Source organism: Streptomyces sp. NPDC002044 (assembly GCF_040296725.1).
In the GTDB taxonomy this organism is placed as follows: Bacteria; Actinomycetota; Actinomycetes; order Streptomycetales; family Streptomycetaceae; genus Streptomyces; species Streptomyces antarcticus.
Genome location: NZ_JBEOXU010000052.1, coordinates 1 through 17841, shown reverse-complemented (window position 1 = coordinate 17841; position 17841 = coordinate 1). Strand labels below are relative to the sequence as shown.

The 17841-nt window shown below is 72.5% G+C and carries 17 protein-coding genes; 11 read left to right on the top strand and 6 right to left on the bottom strand.

Features of this window, described 5'->3' with window-relative positions; translation table 11 throughout:
* The first annotated feature begins 61 nt into the window (after positions 1–61).
* The 3 genes from ABT106_RS15590 (at position 62) to ABT106_RS15580 (ending at position 2205) form a co-directional block, all read left to right on the top strand.
* Positions 62–985, top strand: coding sequence for an LLM class F420-dependent oxidoreductase (locus ABT106_RS15590; protein WP_351277016.1), 924 nt, complete (start codon positions 62–64; stop codon positions 983–985).
* 352 nt (positions 986–1337) lie between these two features.
* Positions 1338–1760 (top strand): subtilase-type protease inhibitor, encoded by a 423-nt coding sequence (locus ABT106_RS15585; protein WP_351277013.1) that lies wholly within the window; start codon positions 1338–1340, stop codon positions 1758–1760.
* An 88-nt stretch (positions 1761–1848) separates the two neighbouring features.
* Positions 1849–2205 carry a zinc ribbon domain-containing protein YjdM gene (locus tag ABT106_RS15580; RefSeq protein ID WP_351277010.1) on the top strand — a complete coding sequence of 119 codons (357 nt, stop codon included), beginning with the start codon at positions 1849–1851 and terminating at the stop codon, positions 2203–2205.
* A 115-nt stretch (positions 2206–2320) separates the two neighbouring features.
* Here ABT106_RS15580 and ABT106_RS15575 read toward each other — a convergent pair whose 3' ends face one another.
* Together ABT106_RS15575 and ABT106_RS15570 are read right to left on the bottom strand one after the other, a co-directional pair.
* Positions 2321–2752 carry a pyridoxamine 5'-phosphate oxidase family protein gene (locus ABT106_RS15575; RefSeq protein ID WP_351277007.1) on the bottom strand — a complete coding sequence of 144 codons (432 nt, stop codon included), beginning with the start codon at positions 2750–2752 and terminating at the stop codon, positions 2321–2323.
* A 169-nt stretch (positions 2753–2921) separates the two neighbouring features.
* Positions 2922–3773 carry a hypothetical protein gene (locus tag ABT106_RS15570; protein WP_351277005.1) on the bottom strand — a complete coding sequence of 284 codons (852 nt, stop codon included), beginning with the start codon at positions 3771–3773 and terminating at the stop codon, positions 2922–2924.
* A 360-nt stretch (positions 3774–4133) separates the two neighbouring features.
* Between ABT106_RS15570 and ABT106_RS15565 the strand changes: the two genes are divergently transcribed.
* The 4 genes from ABT106_RS15565 to ABT106_RS15550 all read left to right on the top strand — a co-directional run bounded on the left by ABT106_RS15565 (position 4134) and on the right by ABT106_RS15550 (position 8285).
* A complete protein-coding gene (locus ABT106_RS15565) occupies positions 4134–5438 on the top strand; it encodes an extracellular solute-binding protein (RefSeq protein WP_351277002.1) in 1305 nt (434 codons plus the stop codon).
* A 14-nt stretch (positions 5439–5452) separates the two neighbouring features.
* Positions 5453–6436, top strand: a complete 984-nt coding sequence (locus tag ABT106_RS15560) for a carbohydrate ABC transporter permease (protein WP_351277000.1) — start codon at positions 5453–5455, stop codon at positions 6434–6436.
* Between the two features lie 41 nt (positions 6437–6477).
* The gene (locus ABT106_RS15555; protein WP_351276998.1) at positions 6478–7389 is read left to right on the top strand and encodes a carbohydrate ABC transporter permease; all 912 of its coding nucleotides are present in this window, start codon (positions 6478–6480) and stop codon (positions 7387–7389) included.
* A 317-nt stretch (positions 7390–7706) separates the two neighbouring features.
* The gene (locus ABT106_RS15550) at positions 7707–8285 is read left to right on the top strand and encodes a hypothetical protein (protein WP_351277068.1); all 579 of its coding nucleotides are present in this window, start codon (positions 7707–7709) and stop codon (positions 8283–8285) included.
* A gap of 25 nt (positions 8286–8310) precedes the next feature.
* On the opposite strand, the gene ABT106_RS15545 is transcribed toward ABT106_RS15550, so the two are convergent.
* Positions 8311–9678, bottom strand: coding sequence for an AI-2E family transporter (locus tag ABT106_RS15545; protein WP_351276996.1), 1368 nt, complete (start codon positions 9676–9678; stop codon positions 8311–8313).
* Positions 9679–10307: 629 nt separating this feature from the next.
* Between ABT106_RS15545 and ABT106_RS15540 the strand changes: the two genes are divergently transcribed.
* Positions 10308–10808 (top strand): nucleoside 2-deoxyribosyltransferase domain-containing protein, encoded by a 501-nt coding sequence (locus tag ABT106_RS15540; RefSeq protein ID WP_351276994.1) that lies wholly within the window; start codon positions 10308–10310, stop codon positions 10806–10808.
* Between the two features lie 18 nt (positions 10809–10826).
* Here the strand turns inward: ABT106_RS15540 and ABT106_RS15535 are convergent, their stop codons facing one another.
* The 3 genes from ABT106_RS15535 to ABT106_RS15525 all read right to left on the bottom strand — a co-directional run bounded on the left by ABT106_RS15535 (position 10827) and on the right by ABT106_RS15525 (position 15100).
* Complete coding sequence (locus tag ABT106_RS15535) at positions 10827–11936, bottom strand: M20 family metallopeptidase (protein ID WP_351276992.1); 1110 nt, start codon at positions 11934–11936, stop codon at positions 10827–10829.
* 56 nt (positions 11937–11992) lie between these two features.
* Positions 11993–14146, bottom strand: coding sequence for a protein kinase domain-containing protein (locus ABT106_RS15530; protein ID WP_351276990.1), 2154 nt, complete (start codon positions 14144–14146; stop codon positions 11993–11995).
* Positions 14147–14452: 306 nt separating this feature from the next.
* Positions 14453–15100 carry a sortase domain-containing protein gene (locus ABT106_RS15525; RefSeq protein ID WP_351276987.1) on the bottom strand — a complete coding sequence of 216 codons (648 nt, stop codon included), beginning with the start codon at positions 15098–15100 and terminating at the stop codon, positions 14453–14455.
* Positions 15101–15399: 299 nt separating this feature from the next.
* On the opposite strand from ABT106_RS15525, the gene ABT106_RS15520 reads away from it, so the two are divergent.
* The 3 genes from ABT106_RS15520 to ABT106_RS15510 all read left to right on the top strand — a co-directional run.
* Positions 15400–16239, top strand: a complete 840-nt coding sequence (locus ABT106_RS15520; RefSeq protein ID WP_351276985.1) for an ABC transporter substrate-binding protein — start codon at positions 15400–15402, stop codon at positions 16237–16239.
* Positions 16206–17036 (top strand): amino acid ABC transporter permease, encoded by an 831-nt coding sequence (locus tag ABT106_RS15515; protein WP_502979386.1) that lies wholly within the window; start codon positions 16206–16208, stop codon positions 17034–17036. The genes ABT106_RS15520 and ABT106_RS15515 overlap by 34 nt, the downstream gene beginning before the upstream one ends.
* Before the next feature lie 40 nt (positions 17037–17076).
* Positions 17077–17841 (top strand): amino acid ABC transporter ATP-binding protein (locus ABT106_RS15510; RefSeq protein WP_351277065.1); only part of this gene is annotated, 765 nt, incomplete at its 3' end.

The window sequence follows — 17841 nt, the reverse complement described above, 5'->3', positions numbered from 1 at the left end:
GACGGGAAACCGTCACACGAGAGCCGGAATGGGCCGGCGGCCGGCCGCCGTTCTCCCTGACATGACTGTGGGATTGGCACTACACGCATCCGGCCCCGGGAACCAGATCGACGCCACCGTGCTCCTCGCCCGGGAGGCCGCTGCCGCCGGGCTGCGGTCCGCCTGGTTCGGGCAGACCTTCGGCGCCGACTCCGCGCAGCTCGCGGCGATCGTCGGACGGGAGGTGCCGGACCTGGAGGTCGGCACCTCCGCGATCCCGGTCTTCGGCCGCCACCCGCTGCTCGTCTCCAGCCAGGCCCAGACCGCGCAGGCGGCGACGCACGGCCGCTACCACCTCGGACTCGCCCTGGGCACCAAGCTCCTGATCGAAGCCGGCTTCGGCATCCCCTTCGAACGGCCCATCGCCCGGCTCCGCGAGTTCCTCACCGCACTGAGGCAGTTGACCGAGACCGGCACCGCGGACTTCCACGGCGAACTCCTCACCGCGACGACGCCGCTTCCCGCGCGGGTGCCCGGAGCCGAGGCGGGCGTACCGCTGCTGGTCGCCGCGATGGGCCCGCAGGCGCTGCGCGCCAGCGGCGAACTGGCCGACGGGATCCTGCCCTACCTCGCCGGGCCCCGCGTCCTGGCCGAGCACATCGTCCCGGCCGTCACCGCGGCGGCCGAGGCGGCGGGACGTCCGGCGCCGCGGATCGTGGCGATGGTCCACGGAGTGGTCACCGACGACGTCGAGTCCGCACGCCGGACGGCTGTCGAACAGCTCGCGTTCTACGAGCAGTTCCCGTCCTACGCCCGGGTCCTGGAACTCGCCGGCGCCGCGCGGGCCGGCGACGTGGCCGTGATCGGCGACGAGAAGACGGTCGCCGCCGAGGTGCGGCGCTACCGGGACGCGGGAGCGACGGAGGTGGTGTTCTCGGGGACCGACCTGGCCGGGGAGGCCGACCGGCGCCGCACCTGGACGCTGCTCGGCGAGCTGGCGGGCTGACGAGGGCGTACGTCCGCACGCCGCCGCCGCGGCCCGCCGCGCCCGCCCGAACGGAGAGATCCGGTCAAGCTGGATGGCCGTTCGGTGAACCGCGCGCGGCGGGCCGCAGGTCAGCGGGCTCACCACGGCACGCAGGCACGCCGATCACCCCCTGTTCGCGGTCGGCTACGCAGCGAGCGCACCCCGCGTGAGCTGGCCGAACGACCATTCGGTTGCCGCTATGCGGACGCTCTGTCCGTAAGTCGACCACTCGGGTGTCAGTTGCCTTTTGATCCGACAAGCTTGCTCACATCTGAACGCGGAATCGAAAAGAAGAGTCGCGTTCAACCAACGAATCGAAAGTGAGCTTGTCGTGCGTCACCGTGTCGCCGCTGTATCCGCCGCTGCCCTCCTCTGTCTCGCCGGCGCCGCCGGCCTGGCCGAGGCCCAGCCCGCGAGCCTGTACGCCCCCTCCGCCATGGTCTTCACCGTCGCGCAGGGGGACGACGCGACGGCCACGGTCGTCCGGGCCTCCACGCTCAGCTGCGCTCCGAGCGCCCGCGGAACGCACCCCGACCCGAAGGCCGCCTGCGCGGCCCTGAACGCCGCCGGCGGAACGTTCGACCGCCTGCTCGCCGCTCCGAACCCGGACCGCGCCTGCCCGATGCACTACGACCCCGTCACGGTCACCGCCGACGGTGTGTGGCAGGGCGGCCGCGTCGCCTGGAAGCACACCTTCTCCAACGCCTGCGTCATGTCCGCGACCCTGAACGGGAACTCCGTCTTCGCGTTCTGATCCCGGCCGCGGGACGGGTCCGGGCCGCGCCGTCGCGGCGGAGCGGCCCAGGCACATGGGCACGGATGGCCTGAAATACACTGTTTCGGTGACCGAGACCCCCGTGCCTGCCTGCCCCGCCTGTTCCAGCGCCTATGCCTACGAGATGGGCGCGCTCCTGGTCTGCCCCGAGTGCGCGCACGAATGGCCGCTCAGCGCCTCGGGTTCCGGCGAGACCGCAGGGGAGCGGATCGTCAAGGACGCCGTCGGCAACGTGCTCTCCGACGGTGACACCGTGTCCGTGGTCAAGGGCCTGAAGGTCAAGGGCAGCCCGTCCGGCATCAAGGCCGGCACCAAGGTGCGCAACATCCGTCTGGTCGACGGTGTCGACGGGCACGACATCGACTGCAAGATCGACGGCTTCGGTGCCATGCAGCTCAAGTCCAGCGTGGTCAGGAAGGTCTGACCCGCCCGCGCGTCGCCGTGGACGGTCGGCGCCGCGCGGGGAGGCGAGGCTGACGTGGCCGCTGCCCGGCCCGCCCCGCCCGGAGTGCGGCGGGGCGGGGCCGCGGAGGAGTGGGTCAGACCTTGCCGAGGTCCGAACTCAGCCACCTCTCCGGACGCATGTGGAACACGATCTGCTCGCCGTGGTCCTTCCAGGCGAAGTCGACGTACGCGTCCACCTTCTCCGCCGGCAGGTACCGCGAGGAGATCTCCACCAGCTGCTCACGCACCGCCGGTTGCTCCGATACGACGGAGCCCTCGACCGACACGTAGCGGATCGTCGGTTCCACACGGTCGACCAACAGGCTGAACCGGCCGGCGGCCCGGATCAGTTCGGCCTTGCGGGAGTCCCGGCCGGTCATGACCCAGAGGTCGCCGCCGGGAGCGTACTGGTACCAGATCGGCACCGTCAGCGGGGCGCGGTCGCCGTCGGGGCCCGCGCTCACGGCGAGCGCGGCCACATGGGGCTCGGCGAGGAAGAGCTCACGGTCGGTTCGGGTCAGGGCCACGGCATGCTCCTTCGACGGGGGAGAAACCTACGCGGGGACAACGACGCGCCGTCCCGCGGCAGTTCCCGGTGTCACCCGCGCGGCCCATCCCCGCTTCGTCGCCCGCCGGTGGGGCAGGGGCCGGGCGTGCGGGGAGCGTCCTGACCGCCGCCGCGGTGTCGGCGACGGGTCAGGACCGGGCCGCCGCCTTGCCGTCCACGCCGGCGGAGGCCGCCGCTGCCTCGCCCGCCGGCTCGTCCGGTGTGGGCCGGGGCGCGGTGTACATGACCGATCCCTGCTTGTTCTCCTTGTCGACGGCACCCTTCCTGGCGAGGGTCTCCAGGGTGTTGCGCACCACCTGGGTGGAGGCCGGGCGTCCCGGGTGCGCCTCGGCCATGGCCGTGGTGACCTCGCTGACCATGCGGGGCTCCGCGGCGCCGACCAGAAGGGCGAGGACGAGCTCGCGCAGCGGGGGCTCCGTCTTGGCCGCCGGGTCCGGGGCGCCGGCCGTGCTCGCCGGGTCGGCCTTGCCCGTGGTGGCGGCGGCCGGCTTGCGTACGGCGACCTTGGCGACCTTGGCGACCTTGGCGACCTTGGCCGGAGCGGTGGCCGGAGCGGCCGCAGCGGAGACGGTCGGGGCGGTCGCGGCCGCCGGGGCCTTCCTGGGCAGTGCCGCCTTCTTGGCGGCCGCCGCTCCGCCGGTGGCCTTCCGCGCCCGCCGCGGCCGGGGTACGGCCTCCTTCGCCGGCGTTCCGGTGGCCACTGCCGACCGGGCGGCCGTCACGATCCCGGGCGTCCGTACGGGCTGCGCGGGAAGGTGGCCGCCCGCTCCGTCCGCCGCAGCTCCCTCCGAGCCCGGGGGCAGCACGCCCTGCATACCGCAGAGCCAGCTCTCGTCGGCCTTCAGCTGCTTCAGACGGGCGTCGAGTTCGGCGATCTGGGCGCAGGTGGCTTCCTGTTCCCTGCGGTTGGTCTCGAGATCGACGGCGAACCGCTGCGCGTACAGGCTGCGGATGGGTGTGGTGTCCGGCTCGTTGGCCATGGCGGCTCACTCTCCTCATACCTCACGGTGTTGCTGCGGGATGCTACTCGTCCCCGGACGGCCGCAGTTCCCTCCCGGGGAGATCCGCCACCCTGTTCTGACGTTCGGAAACCCGAGGTCCCGGGCGCCGCGCACCCGTCCGCCGCACGCGCTGGAGCGTCCGCCGCGCGTCCCGCCGCCGCGTCCCGCGCACTCGGACCGCCGTGTCGTGCGTTGCACGGGACGCTTCGTCCGGTCACAGAGTGGTTGAGACCACTTGTCCCCGTGTTCAAGCCGTTCTAGCCTCCTCCCAGTTGTGCAGTACGGAACAGGTGTTGCGCATGGCGCAACGCACTCGCACTCGTCTCCTGGGGACCGCCAATGAAGCTCCGCTCCCGCATAGCCGTACCCGTCGCCGCGTTCGTCCTCGCCGGCCTCACCGCCACCGCCTGCGCCCCCCAGACCGCCGCCAACGACGCCTCGAAGGACGAGAAGTCCGGCACCCTGCGCGTCTGGCTCTTCCAAGAGGTCAACAACGACCCGAAGAAGAAGGTCGTGGACCGGGCCATCGCCGCTTTCACGCAGCAGCACGGGGATGCCGAGGTCGAGGTCGAGTACATACCCGTCGAGACCAGGGCCCAGCGCATCAAGGCCGCCTTCAACGACCCGAAGAGCGCGCCCGACCTGATCGAGTACGGCAACACCGACACCGCCGGCTACGTCAAGGACGGCGGGCTCGCCGACATCAGCGAGGAGTTCGGCGCCTGGGCGGAGGCCAAGGACACCGACCCCACCGCCACCCGGTCGGTCACCGTCGGCGGGAAGGTGTACGGCGCCCCGTTCTTCGTCGGCGTACGGGCCCTCTACTACCGCACCGACGTCTTCACGGAGCTCAGGCTCCAGCCCCCGAAGACCCAGGCCGAGCTGGTCTCCACGGCCAAGAGGATCCGCCAGGCGAAGCCCGAGCTGTACGGCATCGCCGTCGGCGGCGCGTACACCTACGGAGCGATGCCGTTCATCTGGGCCAACGGCGGTGAGCTCGCCGAGGAGAGCGGCGGCACCTACACCGCGGCGATCGACAGCGCCGCCGCGCGCAAGGGCATCGAGACGTACACCTCGCTCTTCGGCGACGACAACTGTCCGGCCGCCAAGTGCGCCGCCATGGGCGGCAACGCGACCGTCACCGCCTTCGCCTCGGGCACCGCGGCCATGGCCATCGGCGGTGACTTCAGCCACCAGGCCGTCGAGGCGGGCGCGGTGAAGGGCAAGTACGCGGTCGTCCCGCTGCCCGGTGTCAAGGAGGGCGAGATCGCCCCGGCGTTCGCGGGCGGCAACAACATCGGCGTCCTGAAGAGCAGCACCCACCGCACCCTGGCCGTCGACCTGATGAAGCGGTTCGCCGGCAAGGACGCTCAGCGGGGGCTGTTCGACGCGATGGGCTTCCTGCCCACCTACACCGACGTCCGGGCCGAGGTGGCGAAGAAGGACCCGTTCGTCGAACCGTTCGTCCGGACCCTCACGGCGGGCACCAAGTTCGTTCCGGCCTCTGCGGGATGGGGCCAGATCGACGCCTCGACCGTCCTGCCGACGATGTTCCAGGAGATCGTCAGCGGCAAGAAGGACGTGGCCGCCGCCTCCGGTGACGCGGCGAAGAAGATGAACACGGCCTTCTCCGACGCCGGCTGACCGGGCCCGTCGACATGAAGCACGAAGCGACGGCCGCCCCACCGGAGGCGGTCCCCGAGAAGCCCGCCCCGGTCCGCGTCCCCGCACCCGCCCCCCGGCCCGAGCGGGCTTCCGGAGGACGCCACGGCAGCCGCTGGACGCCCTGGCTCTACCTCGCGCCCGCACTGGCCGTACTCGCCGCGCTGCTCGTCTACCCGATTTACCAGCTCGGCCTGATCTCCTTCCTCGAATACACCCAGGCCCAGGTCAGCGGAGGCGAGCCCACCACCTTCAAGGGCCTCGGCAACTACCGGACCCTCTTCTCCGACCGGCAGTTCTGGCAGGTCCTGCTGGCGACCGTCGTGTTCGCCGCCGCCTGCGTGGTCACCACGCTCGGCGTCGGCTGCGCCCTCGCCGTTCTGCTGACCCGGGTCAGAGCGCTCCCCAGGCTCGCCCTGATGCTGGCCGCGCTCGGCGCGTGGGCGACGCCCGCCGTCACCGGCTCCACCGTCTGGGTCTTCCTCTTCGACCCCGACCACGGCCCGGTCAACCGCGTGCTCGGCCTCGGAGACTTCTCCTGGACGTACGGACGCTACAGCGCCTTCGCACTCGTCCTCTTCGAAGTCGTCTGGTGCTCGTTCCCGTTCGTGATGGTGACCGTGTACGCGGGCATCAAGGCGATCCCCTCCGAGGTACTGGAGGCCGCCTCGCTGGACGGCGCCTCCCAGTGGCGGACCTGGCGCTCCGTCATCGCGCCGATGCTGCGGCCCATCCTGATCGTCGTCACGATCCAGTCGGTCATCTGGGACTTCAAGGTCTTCACCCAGATCTACGTGATGACCGCCGGCGGGGGAATCGCCGGACAGAACCTCGTCCTCAACGTGTACGCGTACCAGAAGGCCTTCGCGTCCTCGCAGTACGGCCTGGGCTCGGCGATCGGCATCGTCATGCTGCTGATCCTCCTGACCGTCACCCTCGTCTATCTGCGCCTCATGCGACGTCAGGGAGAAGAACTGTGAGCCGCACCGTCACGCCGGCCGTTCCCCCCACACCCACACCCATGCCCACGAACGGGGCCGGGGAGGGAGCAGGAGCCACGGCCGGAGCCGGCGCCGCCACGGCGGCGGCCCCGGCCGGCAGGCTCCGCGTCCGCCGCCCGTGGCGGCTGGCCGCCGAGGCGTCCGCGCTCCTCGTCGCGGTGGTCGTGGCGTTCCCGCTGTACTGGATGGTGCTCTCCGCCTTCAAGCCCGCCGGCGAGATCCAGTCGACGCAGGCGCGCCCCTGGACGCTGTCCCCGTCGCTCGACTCGTTCCGCCGGGTCTTCGAGCAGCAGGAATTCGGGCGCTACTTCCTCAACAGCCTCTTCGTCGCGGGATCCGTGGTCCTCGCCTCGGCGCTGATCGCCTTCCTCGCGGCGACGGCGGTCACCCGATTCCGCTTCAGGTTCCGGACGACCCTGCTCATCATGTTCCTCGTCGCCCAGATGGTGCCGATCGAGGCCCTGACGATCCCGCTCTTCTTCCTGATGCGGGACACCGGCCAGCTCAACACGCTCTGGTCGCTGGTCCTGCCCCACATCGCCTTCTCCCTGCCGTTCGCCATCTGGATGCTGCGCGGCTTCGTGAAGGCGGTTCCCGAGGCGCTGGAGGAGGCCGCCTCCATCGACGGCGCGAGCCGCACGCGCTTCCTGTGGCAGATCCTCTTCCCCCTCGTCTTCCCGGGGCTCGTGGCGACGAGTGTCTTCTCCTTCATCTCCACCTGGAACGACTTCCTCTTCGCCAAGTCGTTCATCATCAGCGACACCTCCCAGTCCACCCTTCCGATGGCGCTGCTGGTGTTCTTCAAACCGGACGAGAACGACTGGGGCGGCATCATGGCCGGCTCCACGGTGATGACGGTGCCGGTGCTGGTCTTCTTCGTCCTCGTCCAACGCCGCCTGGTGTCCGGCCTCGGCGGCGCGGTGAAGGACTGAGCCGGGCCACCGGCCACCGCGGGCGTTCCCCGGCCCGGCCACCGAAGTCGATCACCGGGGCGCGGCCCTGCGCCCTCCGTGCCTCCCCGCGCCCCGGTGGGCCGCCGTTGACAGCTGAGCGGCCACGTGCGAAAAAGACGAGTAGGCCGTGTTCGGCCCCATGCCCCCTCCTCGACGCGACGTACTGCGCCTCGCGGCCCGGCCGCCACCGAGCGCCCTACCGAACCCGGGCCGGTCCCGCGCGGAACACCCCCACGCGCACCAGTCGAACGGTTGGCATGCCACCACATACGTGAACGGACGGCCCTCCCTTGACCATGATTCCCGGATCCCGTGTCACGGGGCGGACCTGGACGGTCCGCCTGACCGGCCACGGAGACCACACCGTCTCCGTCTCCTGCAGCGTCGAGGCGTGCCGCATGCCGCCCCGGTCGAAGGACATCGCGGCCATGCGGCGTTTCGCCGCCGAGCACGTCCGCGCGCACGCCCGTCTCGCGACGGTCCGCCCCAACGCCGCGTGTGCCTGCCGGGCCGCCGAATGCGCCTTCCACGAACACGCCCGGGCAGCCTGTGCGGGTGCCCCGCTGCTGCTCCTGGTCCACAACCCGGCCGTCGGCCAGGTGTGGACCCTCGCGGAGATCTGCCAGGGCTGCGCGCCGCTGATCTCGCACATCACGGTCCTCGGCCGCTCCCGGCGCCCGTCCGCCGCCGGCGCGGTCCCGAACACGTCCGTGTCCCCTTCCCCCTCTTCCCCCTTCTCCGCAGGCTCCGGCCCGGCCGATCCCGGTCCGGCGCGGGTATCCGTGCCCGGCGGGTTCTCCTCGCCCGAAGCGGCGCCCGAGGCCGTAGCCCGCCGGCGCCCTCATACGGGGAACTCCCGCCGTCGGGCTCGCTGACCGCCGGCCGGCGAGCCCGACGGTGCTACGGGGGTGTGCCGTCGTCCGCCGGCCGGGGAGTGTCCGTGCCTTGGAGAGCGTGGCCGGGACCGTCCCCGCCCCCGGTGTCCGGGCCGGTCCCGCCCTCGTCTCCGGTGACGGGCCCGGTGGTGTCCGGCGCGGCGGTTCCCGAGCCGCCGCGCGACCTGAGGTATCCGACCACGGTGTTGCCGACGGCCACGAGCGGCACCGCCACGACCGCTCCGCCGATCCCCGCGACGGTGGCGCCGGTGGCGACGGCGAGGACCACGGCCAGCGGATGGACCCGCACGGCCCGTCCGAGAATGAACGGCTGGAGCACGTGCCCCTCGATCTGCTGCACCACGAGGACGATCACCAGCGCCATGAGCGCGGTGAAGACTCCCTGGGTGACGAGGGCGACGACGACCGCCAGCGCGCCCGAGGCGACCGCGCCGACCAGCGGCACGAAGGACGCGAGGAAGATCAGGACGGCGATGGGCACGGCGAGCGGCACGTCGAGGATGTAGATGCCGACACCGATGAACACGGCGTCGATCAGGGCGACGATGACGGTTCCGCGGACGTACGCGGTGAGCGTCCGCCAGGCGCGCGGCCCGGCTCCCGCCAGACCCGGACGGGCCGAGGACGGGACCAGCTTGAGCGTCCACTCCCAGATGCGCGCTCCGTCGTAGAGCAGGAAGAGGGTGCAGAACATGGCCAGCAGGAGGCCGGTGAGGCCCTCGACCAGTACGGTGACGCCCTGCAGACCGGTGGAGGTGATCTCGCTCGTGCTGGTGCCGATGCTGTCGCTCAACCGGTCGGCGACGTCGTTGATCTGCCCTTCCGTGACGTGCAGCGGGCTGTCGACGAGCCACTGTTTGAGCTCGCCGATGCCTTCCTGAACCCGGCCGGAGAGGGTGTCGAGATTGTCGAGCACCTGCCAGACGACGAACCATCCGACGAGTCCGAGGACGACGAACCCGAACACGGCGGTCAGCGCGGTCGCCACCCCGCGCGGCACGTTGCGCCGCTGGAGCCGCGCGACGGTCGGCTGGAGCAGCGCGGTGATCAGGAGGGAGACCGCGAACGCGAGCACGACCAGCCGTACCGCGCCGATCACCCGCATCAGCACCCACACGGTGGCGGCCAGCACCAGGAGCCGCCAGCCGGCCTCGGCGGCCACGCGTACGCCCCACGGCACCGCGTCGGCGGCGTCCCGGGCCGCGATACGGTCCGAACGCCGCTCCTCGACCTGGATGGCGTGGTCCCACGCCTCGACGTACTCCGCTTCCTGGCGGGCCTGGAGCCGGGCACGTCGCTCACTTATGCCCGCGACACCCGCCTTGGCCCGGCCGAGCCATCCGTCCGGGCCGAGCGATCGAGGTGGATTCACCACGGATTCCTTCTTTTCGTTTCGTTGCGAACTGCGTGCCGGAAACCGTGATCGGTTCCCGAGCGCCGACGCGACGGTCGGCTTCGACTCCTGGTCGCGTCCCGGGGGCCCGGCCGGCTGACCAGTTCATCCGGTCAGCCGCGGCGCCGGCGGGTCACCTTCCGCCGCTCCGGGCGAACTCGCGGAACAGGACGGCCAGAGCAACAGCCATGACCAGCAGATGCACCCATGCCTGGTTCACCGCAACCTCCTCGCTGGGGCGGGCTCCGCGCCACGCCCGTATCCGGCTTGCCCCGTCCGTACGGACGACTGCCCGTGCCACCGGAGCGGTCCGCCTGCCGATCCGCCGCCGGACGGCGATCCGTCGACTCGACGCTGTGCAGCACGCGTGCCCCCGATGCGCCGCCTTACGCGCCGCCCGCTCGGAAGCCCTCCCGGGACCGCCGCGGTGCGGGAGCCGGCGGCCGCGCCCGCTCGAAACGGCCTGCGCGGGGCACACGCCCAAGGACCGGGCGCGCCCGGCCTCCCCGCGCACCGGCCTCCCCGCGCACCGGACGGCGGCCGCCGGACGCGTCGGCGGCCGAGCGCTGCCGCCCACCCTGGACCCCGCCGGAAACCGGAGAGACCCGATGACCGTGACCCCGTACCTCGTCTACGCCCGCGAACCCCTCCCGGCTGCCGGGCCCAGCGTCTTCCTCGCCGGGCCCACCCCGCGCGCCGACCAGCCCGCCCCGTCCTGGCGGCCCGACGCGATCGGGGAACTCGCCGCCCAGTGGACGGGCCCGCAGCGGCTGACCGTACTGAGCCCGGAGTCCCGGGGCGGGGTCCGCGCCGCCGACTACGACGAACAGGTCGACTGGGAGACCGACGCCCGCCGGCACGCCGACGCGATCCTGTTCTGGATCCCCCGTGACCTCGCGTCCCTTCCAGGCTTCACCACCAACGTCGAGTTCGGCCTCGACGTCGGCACGGGCCGGGCCGTCCTCGGGTGTCCGCCCGACTGCCCCAACCCCGAACGCAACCGCTACCTCATTCACGTCGCCCGCCGCCACGGTGTCCCGGTCCGGGAGACCCTGCACGACACCGTGGCCGCCGCGCTCACCCTGCTCGCGGCCAGGACCGCCCGGTAGCGCGGGGCCGGGCGTGATTCAGGCGGCCGGGGAGGGCCGCCTCGCGTCCACCAGCCCGGCCACGAGACGCGCCCGCTCGGCCATCGAGGCGATCACCAGGTACTCGTGGTCGGCGTGGGCGCCGCCGCCGACGGCCCCGAGGCCGTCGAGGGTCGGTACACCGAGCGCCGCCGTGAAGTTGCCGTCGCTGCCTCCGCCGACCGCCCTGCCCTCCAGGCCGGGAAGCAGGTGTCCGGCCAGCGCGAAGAGCTCGGCCGACGCGGACTCGGGCATCGGGGGCCGGCCGATGCCGCCCCGTACGGTGATCTTCGCCCCGTCCAGACGCGGAGCCAGCGCCGCGAACGCGGACTCGATCCGTTCCGCCTCGTCGGCCGACTCGACCCGTACGTCGACGATCACGGTCGCCTCCGCGGGAACGACGTTGTCCAGGGTTCCCGCGGACGCCACGGTCGGGGTGACGGTCGTACCGGTCTCGGGGCGGCCGAGTCCCGCGATGGCCAGTACCTGGTGTGACGCCTCGATCAGGGCGTTCACGCCGGCCGCGGGCTCGAGGCCCGCGTGTGACGCCCGGCCCGCGATGGAGACCTCGAACGTGCCGCAGCCCTTGCGGCCCGTCTTGAGGCCCCCGCCTTCGGCGGCTCCCTCGACCACGAGCACGGTTCCGCAGGCGAGGGCCCGTTCCTCGATGAGGGCGCGCGAGGTGCGCGAGCCGACCTCCTCGTCGGCGGACACCAGGATCTCCACGCCCGACAGGTCGTCCAGGCTCGCCAGGCCGTGCACGGCCTGCACGAGACCGCCGAGCATGTCGAAGACGCCGGGGCCGGTCGCGTGCCCGTCCCGCACGGTGAACGGGCGTCGTTCGAGGGTGCCGAGCGGGAACACGGTGTCGTGGTGACCGAGGATCAGGACGCGGGGCTCGCCCCCGGCCGACCAGTGGACGTGCGGCCCGGCCGCGCTCTCCACCAGTTCGGCCTGCCCGCCGAGGCGGCTCTCGATGACGGCGGCGACGGCTTCGGCCGAGGACGTCAGGGCGTCGGCGTCGCGCGAGGGGGACTCGACCTCGACGAGCGTCCGGAGGTCCTCGATCATCGCGTCCACACTCACGCCGACGGCCTTGTGCATGCTCATGCCGAAAGGGTAGCGGGCGGCACGCCCCCGTCCGGCGACGGCCGGTGTCCGCGGTCTCAGCGCCAGGACGGGTGACCCTCGAAGGCGCCGCCGCCGGTGAGGGCGCGTTCGCCGGACGTGTCGGCGCGAACGGCCCAGACCACCGGCTTCTCGTACGGGCCGCGGACGAAGGCGACCCAGCTGCCGTCGACGGACCAGGCCGGGTCCATCTCGTGCGCACCGGTGGCCACCAGTGCGCGGTCGTTGGCTCCGTCCGCGCCCACGAGGCGGATGTCGCCCTGGGTGCCCTTGCCGGCGGTGCCCGCGGTGTAGGCGAAGGTACTGCCGTCCGGGGCCCACACGGGATCGAGCGTCGGATGGGGCAGCCTCGTCACCTGCTGGGGGGCGCGGCCGGGTGCGGCGGGGTCGACCAGGTGGATCTGCCAGTTCTCGGGCCCGTTCTGCAGGCAGACGGCGATCTGCTTGCCGTCCGGCGACCACGCCGGATCCTCGACCGGTCCGGTGCCCGCGGTGAGTTGCTGAGCGGCGCCGTCGGAGAGGCTGACCGCGAACAACTGCTGGACGCCGTCCTTCTTGCGCAGCACGGCGAGCCGGGTGCCGTCCGGCGACCACGACACCCTGCCGCCGGCGGTCGGGGCGACCCGCCGCGCGTTCGAGCCGTCGGCGTTCGCCGTCCAGACGGACGTCCCCTCGGAGGTGGTCCGCGTGAAGGCGAACGACGTGCGGTCGGGGGACCACTGGGGCAGGACGTCGCAGGCGCTCCCCGGGACGAGCCGGCGGGGCGTGTCCGTCGCCGCGTCGCGGCGCGCGATCACGCCGTGACACGTCGCGGGCCAGCCGGGGGCGGTGTCCTGACGGATCAGGAGCGGATCGGTCGGAAAGGGTGCCGGGGTCGGCGCGGCGCTGGGGGTGGGAGTGGGCGTGACGGCACCCGACTTGGCGCCGTCGTCGGAGGACCCGTTCCAGGGGTGCCAGAGGAACAGGCCGCCGATCGCGAGAGCGGCCAGGAGCGCCGCCCCGGCCATCGCGCGGCGACCGCGCCGGGGCCCGGCCGGGGAACCACTTGCGGGTACGGGTACGGGTACGGGCACGGATACGGCGGTCGGGGGCGGAGCCGGGTCGGCTCCGTCTGCGGGCCGGCCATCGGGGCCGGACCCGGACCCGGTCGCCGTGGTCACGGGCAGCGGGGGCCGCGTACGGGGGTCGGGAGCGGCCGGAGCGCCGGCGCGGGGATCGGGAGTGGCCGTGGCCGCGGTCTCCGGCGCCGTCTCGGGGGCATCCGGCGCCGGTACGGGCCGCGGCGCGTCCGGTGCGTCCCACGCGTCCGCCGTACCCGGCTGCTCTGCCGGGTCCTGCCGGGGGAGCAGTTGCGTGGCCGCGTCCGGCAGCCAGCCGTCGCCGGCCGGGTGGCGGACCGTCAGCCGGCCGAGGAACGCCGTCGGGGTGGGCCGTGCCCCGGGGTCCTTGGACAGGCAGGCGGCGATGGCCTCACGGAGTTCGCCGGGGATGGCGGCCAGGTCCGGCTCCTCGTGCACGACCTTGTAGTGCCGGGCCGCGGACGGGCCGTCGCCGAAGGGGGAGCAGCCCGCGGCCTGGGCGAGCACCACTCCCAGGGCGAACATGTCCACCGCGGGCGTGACGATGCCACTGGTGAGCTGCTCCGGCGCCAGGAATCCCGGCGTGCCGATCTGCAGACCCGTCTGGGTCAGTGCCGTCCCGTCGAGAGCGCGCGCGATGCCGAAGTCGATGACGCGCGGCCCGTCCTCGGCGACGATGATGTTCGCGGGCTTGAGGTCGCGGTGGATGACCCCGGCCCGGTGGATCGCCTCCAGTGCCTCGGCGAGACCGGCGGCCAGGACCGTGAGCGTGTCCACGGGGAGCGCACCGACGCGGGCGAGGACGGCTTGCAGGGTGGGTCCCGGTACGAAGGCCGTCACCAGCCAGGCCGGATCGCCTTCCGGCTCGGCGTCGACGACCGGCGCCGTGTGGAATCCGCCGACCCGCCGGGCGGCCGCCACCTCGGCGGCGAACCTGCGCTTGAAGCCGGGCTCCGTGCTCAGTTCGGGGCGTACGACCTTGACGGCCACCGCGCGGCCGGACCGGGAACGGCCCAGGTAGACCACGCCCATGCCCCCCTGGCCGAGCCGTCCCACCAGCCGATAGCGGCCCTCGCCCACCGAGATGGGATCGCCCGTTTCGAGCGGCTTCATGTTTCCCCCGTTTCGAACCCCGTGCCGTGACAGCATCTCCCTACCCGCCGCGCCGCGTACCCGTCAAGCGGAGTCGGGCGGTCCTGGGCGTGGGCGGTGGGGCAGCGGCGTACGGGGGCTCGCACGGCCGGTGTGCCCGGCGCCCGGCCGCGGTCGGTCCGGGCCCGACGGGATCCGTCCGATCCGCGACGGGGGAACCGGCGGCGGCGACTTCCGGTCATGGCCCGGCGGGCAGCCGGGCCGGGCTCGGCGGAGGTGCTGGGCAGGCCCCTGCGGCGGTGCCGGGCAAGGCCCGGCGGCAACCGGTCAGGGTGTGGTGGCGGTGAGGACGCCGATCTTGTCGAGGCGGTGTTCGGGATTGTTCTGCGCGTCCCGCCAGAAGTTGCCCGCCGCGTCGTCCTCCGGCGTGAGGCAGGTGGTCACCGTGATCATCGCCCGGGTCGGGGCCGCACCGGGAGAGCCGGGTACCGCGGCACGTTGCGCGGCCATGGAGGACTGCGACCGGAAGGACGTCGTCCGGGTCGCCGTGATCGTGTACTCGTACGTCACGCCGCCGGCCGTGACGATCACGGACGCACCCGTCGGCAGCGACGGCAGGGCCCGCAGCGGCCCGCCCGCCGCGACCCGGTGCCCGGTGACGATGTAGTTGCCCACGTCGCCGGGTCCCACCCCGCCGCCGGGACCGTACGGGCTGGCCGCGCCACCCCGGTCCTGGATGCGGGTGCCCGGCGCGTCGTCGGGGCTTCCCGGGTACGGGATCACAGTCAGCCCGGACACCCCGATGGCGGGGATCGACAGCGAGGCCGTCTGTACGAGCGCGGCGGCCCGGACGGGCGCGGAGGCGGACCCGGACGGCAACGCGGGCGCGCCCGGAGCCGCCAGCAGGACGGCGAGGGCGGCGCCGGCGAGGGCCGCGGGCATGGTACGGGAGGCGGGGAACGGCGATCGGGGCATGGCGGCATCCGTGGATCGGCCGGGCCGCGCGGGGTCAGTCAGGCCCGGTTGGCCCTTCCAGCGTCGCACGCGGCAGCGGATGCGGCAGGGGCACAGCGGCACAGGGGAACAGCGGCACCGGCCCGCCGGGACCTGGGCCGGCCCGCGGCCATGGGGTTCACGATCATGGCCGGATGTGTCTCCCCCGCCCCGGAACGCATCACGAATGATCCCTCGCCGCACGCCACCCGTGGCTTACGATCTCGGCGGACGGTCTCGTCCCGCGACCGCCGCACGCCCCGCACTCGTGGAGGTCAACCGTGTTCCGGACGGCCAGAGGAAACCGCAGCAGCTTCCGCATCCGCACCGCAGCCGGCGCCGCCGCGGCGGGCGCGCTCCTCGTCGCGGGCTGTTCCTCCGGTGGCGAGGGGGCCGGCGAGGCGGCCGGCGGGGTCCCCGTCGTCGAGAAGGGCCACCTCACCACCTGCACCCACCTGCCCTACCCGCCGTTCCAGTTCGAGCGGGACGGCAAGGTCGTCGGTTTCGACGTGGCCCTCGTCGACCTGGTCGCGAGCAGGCTCAAGGTCGAGCAGAAGATCCTCGACACGCCCTTCGAGAACTTCAAGACCGGTGCCTTCCTCAACTCCGGCGAGTGCGACCTCGCCGCGGCCGGCATGACGATCACCGACGAGCGCAAGAAGAACGTCGACTTCTCCGTCCCGTACTTCGACGCGACGCAGGCGCTCCTCGCCACCAAGAAGAGCGGCGTCACCACCCTCGCCGACGTCAAGGCGAAGTCGAAGAAGCTGGGCGCCCAGGCCGAGACCACCGGCGAGAGCTACGCCAAGGCGCAGGGCTTCGACCCGGTCGCCTTCGAAAGCTCGGACGCGGTGCTCAACGGGCTGCGCACGGGCCAGGTCGACGCGGTCGTCATCGACTACCCGGTCGTCCAGGGGTGGCTCAAGGACCCCAAGAACGCCGCGGAGTTCGCGCTCGGGCAGAACATCGAGACCGGTGAGCAGTACGGCTTCTCGGTGAAGAAGGGCAACACCGCCCTCGTGGCGGCGATCGACAAGGCGATCACGGACGCCAAGGCCGACGGCACCTACAAGAAGCTCTACGAGCAGTGGATCGGGCCGCTGCCCCAGGCCACGCCGTGACGTCTCGTCTGACCCGGCGGCAGCGGCGCCGGATCTCGCAGGGCATCCAGTACGCGGTCTTCGTCGCGGTGCTGGTCCTGATCGGCGTCCTCGCCGACTGGGACCGGCTCCAGAACCAGTTCGCGCAGAAGGACCTGGCGCTCCGCCTCTTCCCGGAGATCATCACCACCGCCCTGCGCAACACGGTGATCTACACGACGTCCGGCTTCCTGCTCGGGCTGCTGCTCGGCCTGGTCATCGCGATGATGCGGCTGTCCTCGGTGGCCCCCTACCGGTGGGTCGCGAGCGTCTACATCGAGTTGTTCCGGGGCCTCCCCGCCCTGCTGATCTTCATCTTCGTGGGCGTGGCGGTGCCGCTGGCGTTCCCCGGCACGGAGATCCCCGGCGGGACGTACGGCAAGGTCGCCATCGGTCTCGGCCTGGTGGCGGCGGCGTACATGGCGGAAACGATTCGGGCCGGAATCCAGGCGGTGCCCAAGGGGCAGATGGAGGCGGCCCGTTCGCTGGGCTTCTCGCACGCCCGCGCCATGGTCTCGGTGATCATCCCGCAGGCTTTCCGCATCGTCATCCCGCCGCTGACGAACGAACTGGTCCTGCTGTTCAAGGACTCCTCGCTGGTGCTGTTCCTGGGCGTGACCCTGCAGGAGCGGGAACTGACGAAGTTCGGACGGGACCTCGCCAGCCAGACCGCGAACTCCACCCCGATCCTCGTCGCCGGCCTCTGCTACCTCCTGGTGACCGTGCCGCTGAGCTTCGTGGTGCGCCGCCTCGAGGCCCGCGCGGACAAGGCGGTGTGAGGACCGGATGCCACGGAAGACGGAAACGGTGGACGACACGATGGTCACGGACCGCCCGGAGATCGAGATCCGGGGACTGCACAAGTCCTTCGGGGACAACCACGTGCTGCGCGGGATCGACCTGGAGGTCGCCCGCGGCGAGGTGGTGTGCGTCATCGGGCCCTCGGGCTCGGGCAAGTCGACGCTGCTGCGCTGCGTGAACCTGCTGGAGGAGCCGAGCGGGGGACAGGTCTTCGTGGGAGGCACCGAGGTCACCGACCTCGACGTCGACATCGACGCCGTACGCCGCCGCATCGGCATGGTGTTCCAGCAGTTCAACCTGTTCCCGCACGTGAGTGTCACGGAGAACCTCACCCTGCCCCAGCGCCGGGTGCTGCGCCGGGACAAGGCGCGGTCCGCCGCCGTCGCCCTGGAGAACCTGGAACGCGTCGGGCTCGCCGACAAGGCCGACGCCTACCCGGCGCAGCTGTCCGGAGGCCAGCAGCAGCGGGTGGCCATCGCGCGGGCCCTGTCGATGGGGCCGGAGGTGATGCTCTTCGACGAGCCGACGTCGGCGCTCGACCCCGAACTCGTCGGCGAGGTGCTGTCGGTGATGCGGGTACTGGCGAGCGAGGGCATGACGATGATGGTCGTCACCCACGAGATGAGCTTCGCCCGCGAGGTCGCGGACCGCGTCGTCTTCATGGACGGCGGAGTCATCGTCGAGCAGGGCCCGGCGGCGCAGGTGGTCGGCCAACCGCGCCAGGAGCGCACCCGCAACTTCCTCAACCGGATCCTGGACCCGGCGGCGGCCGGCGCACCCGCC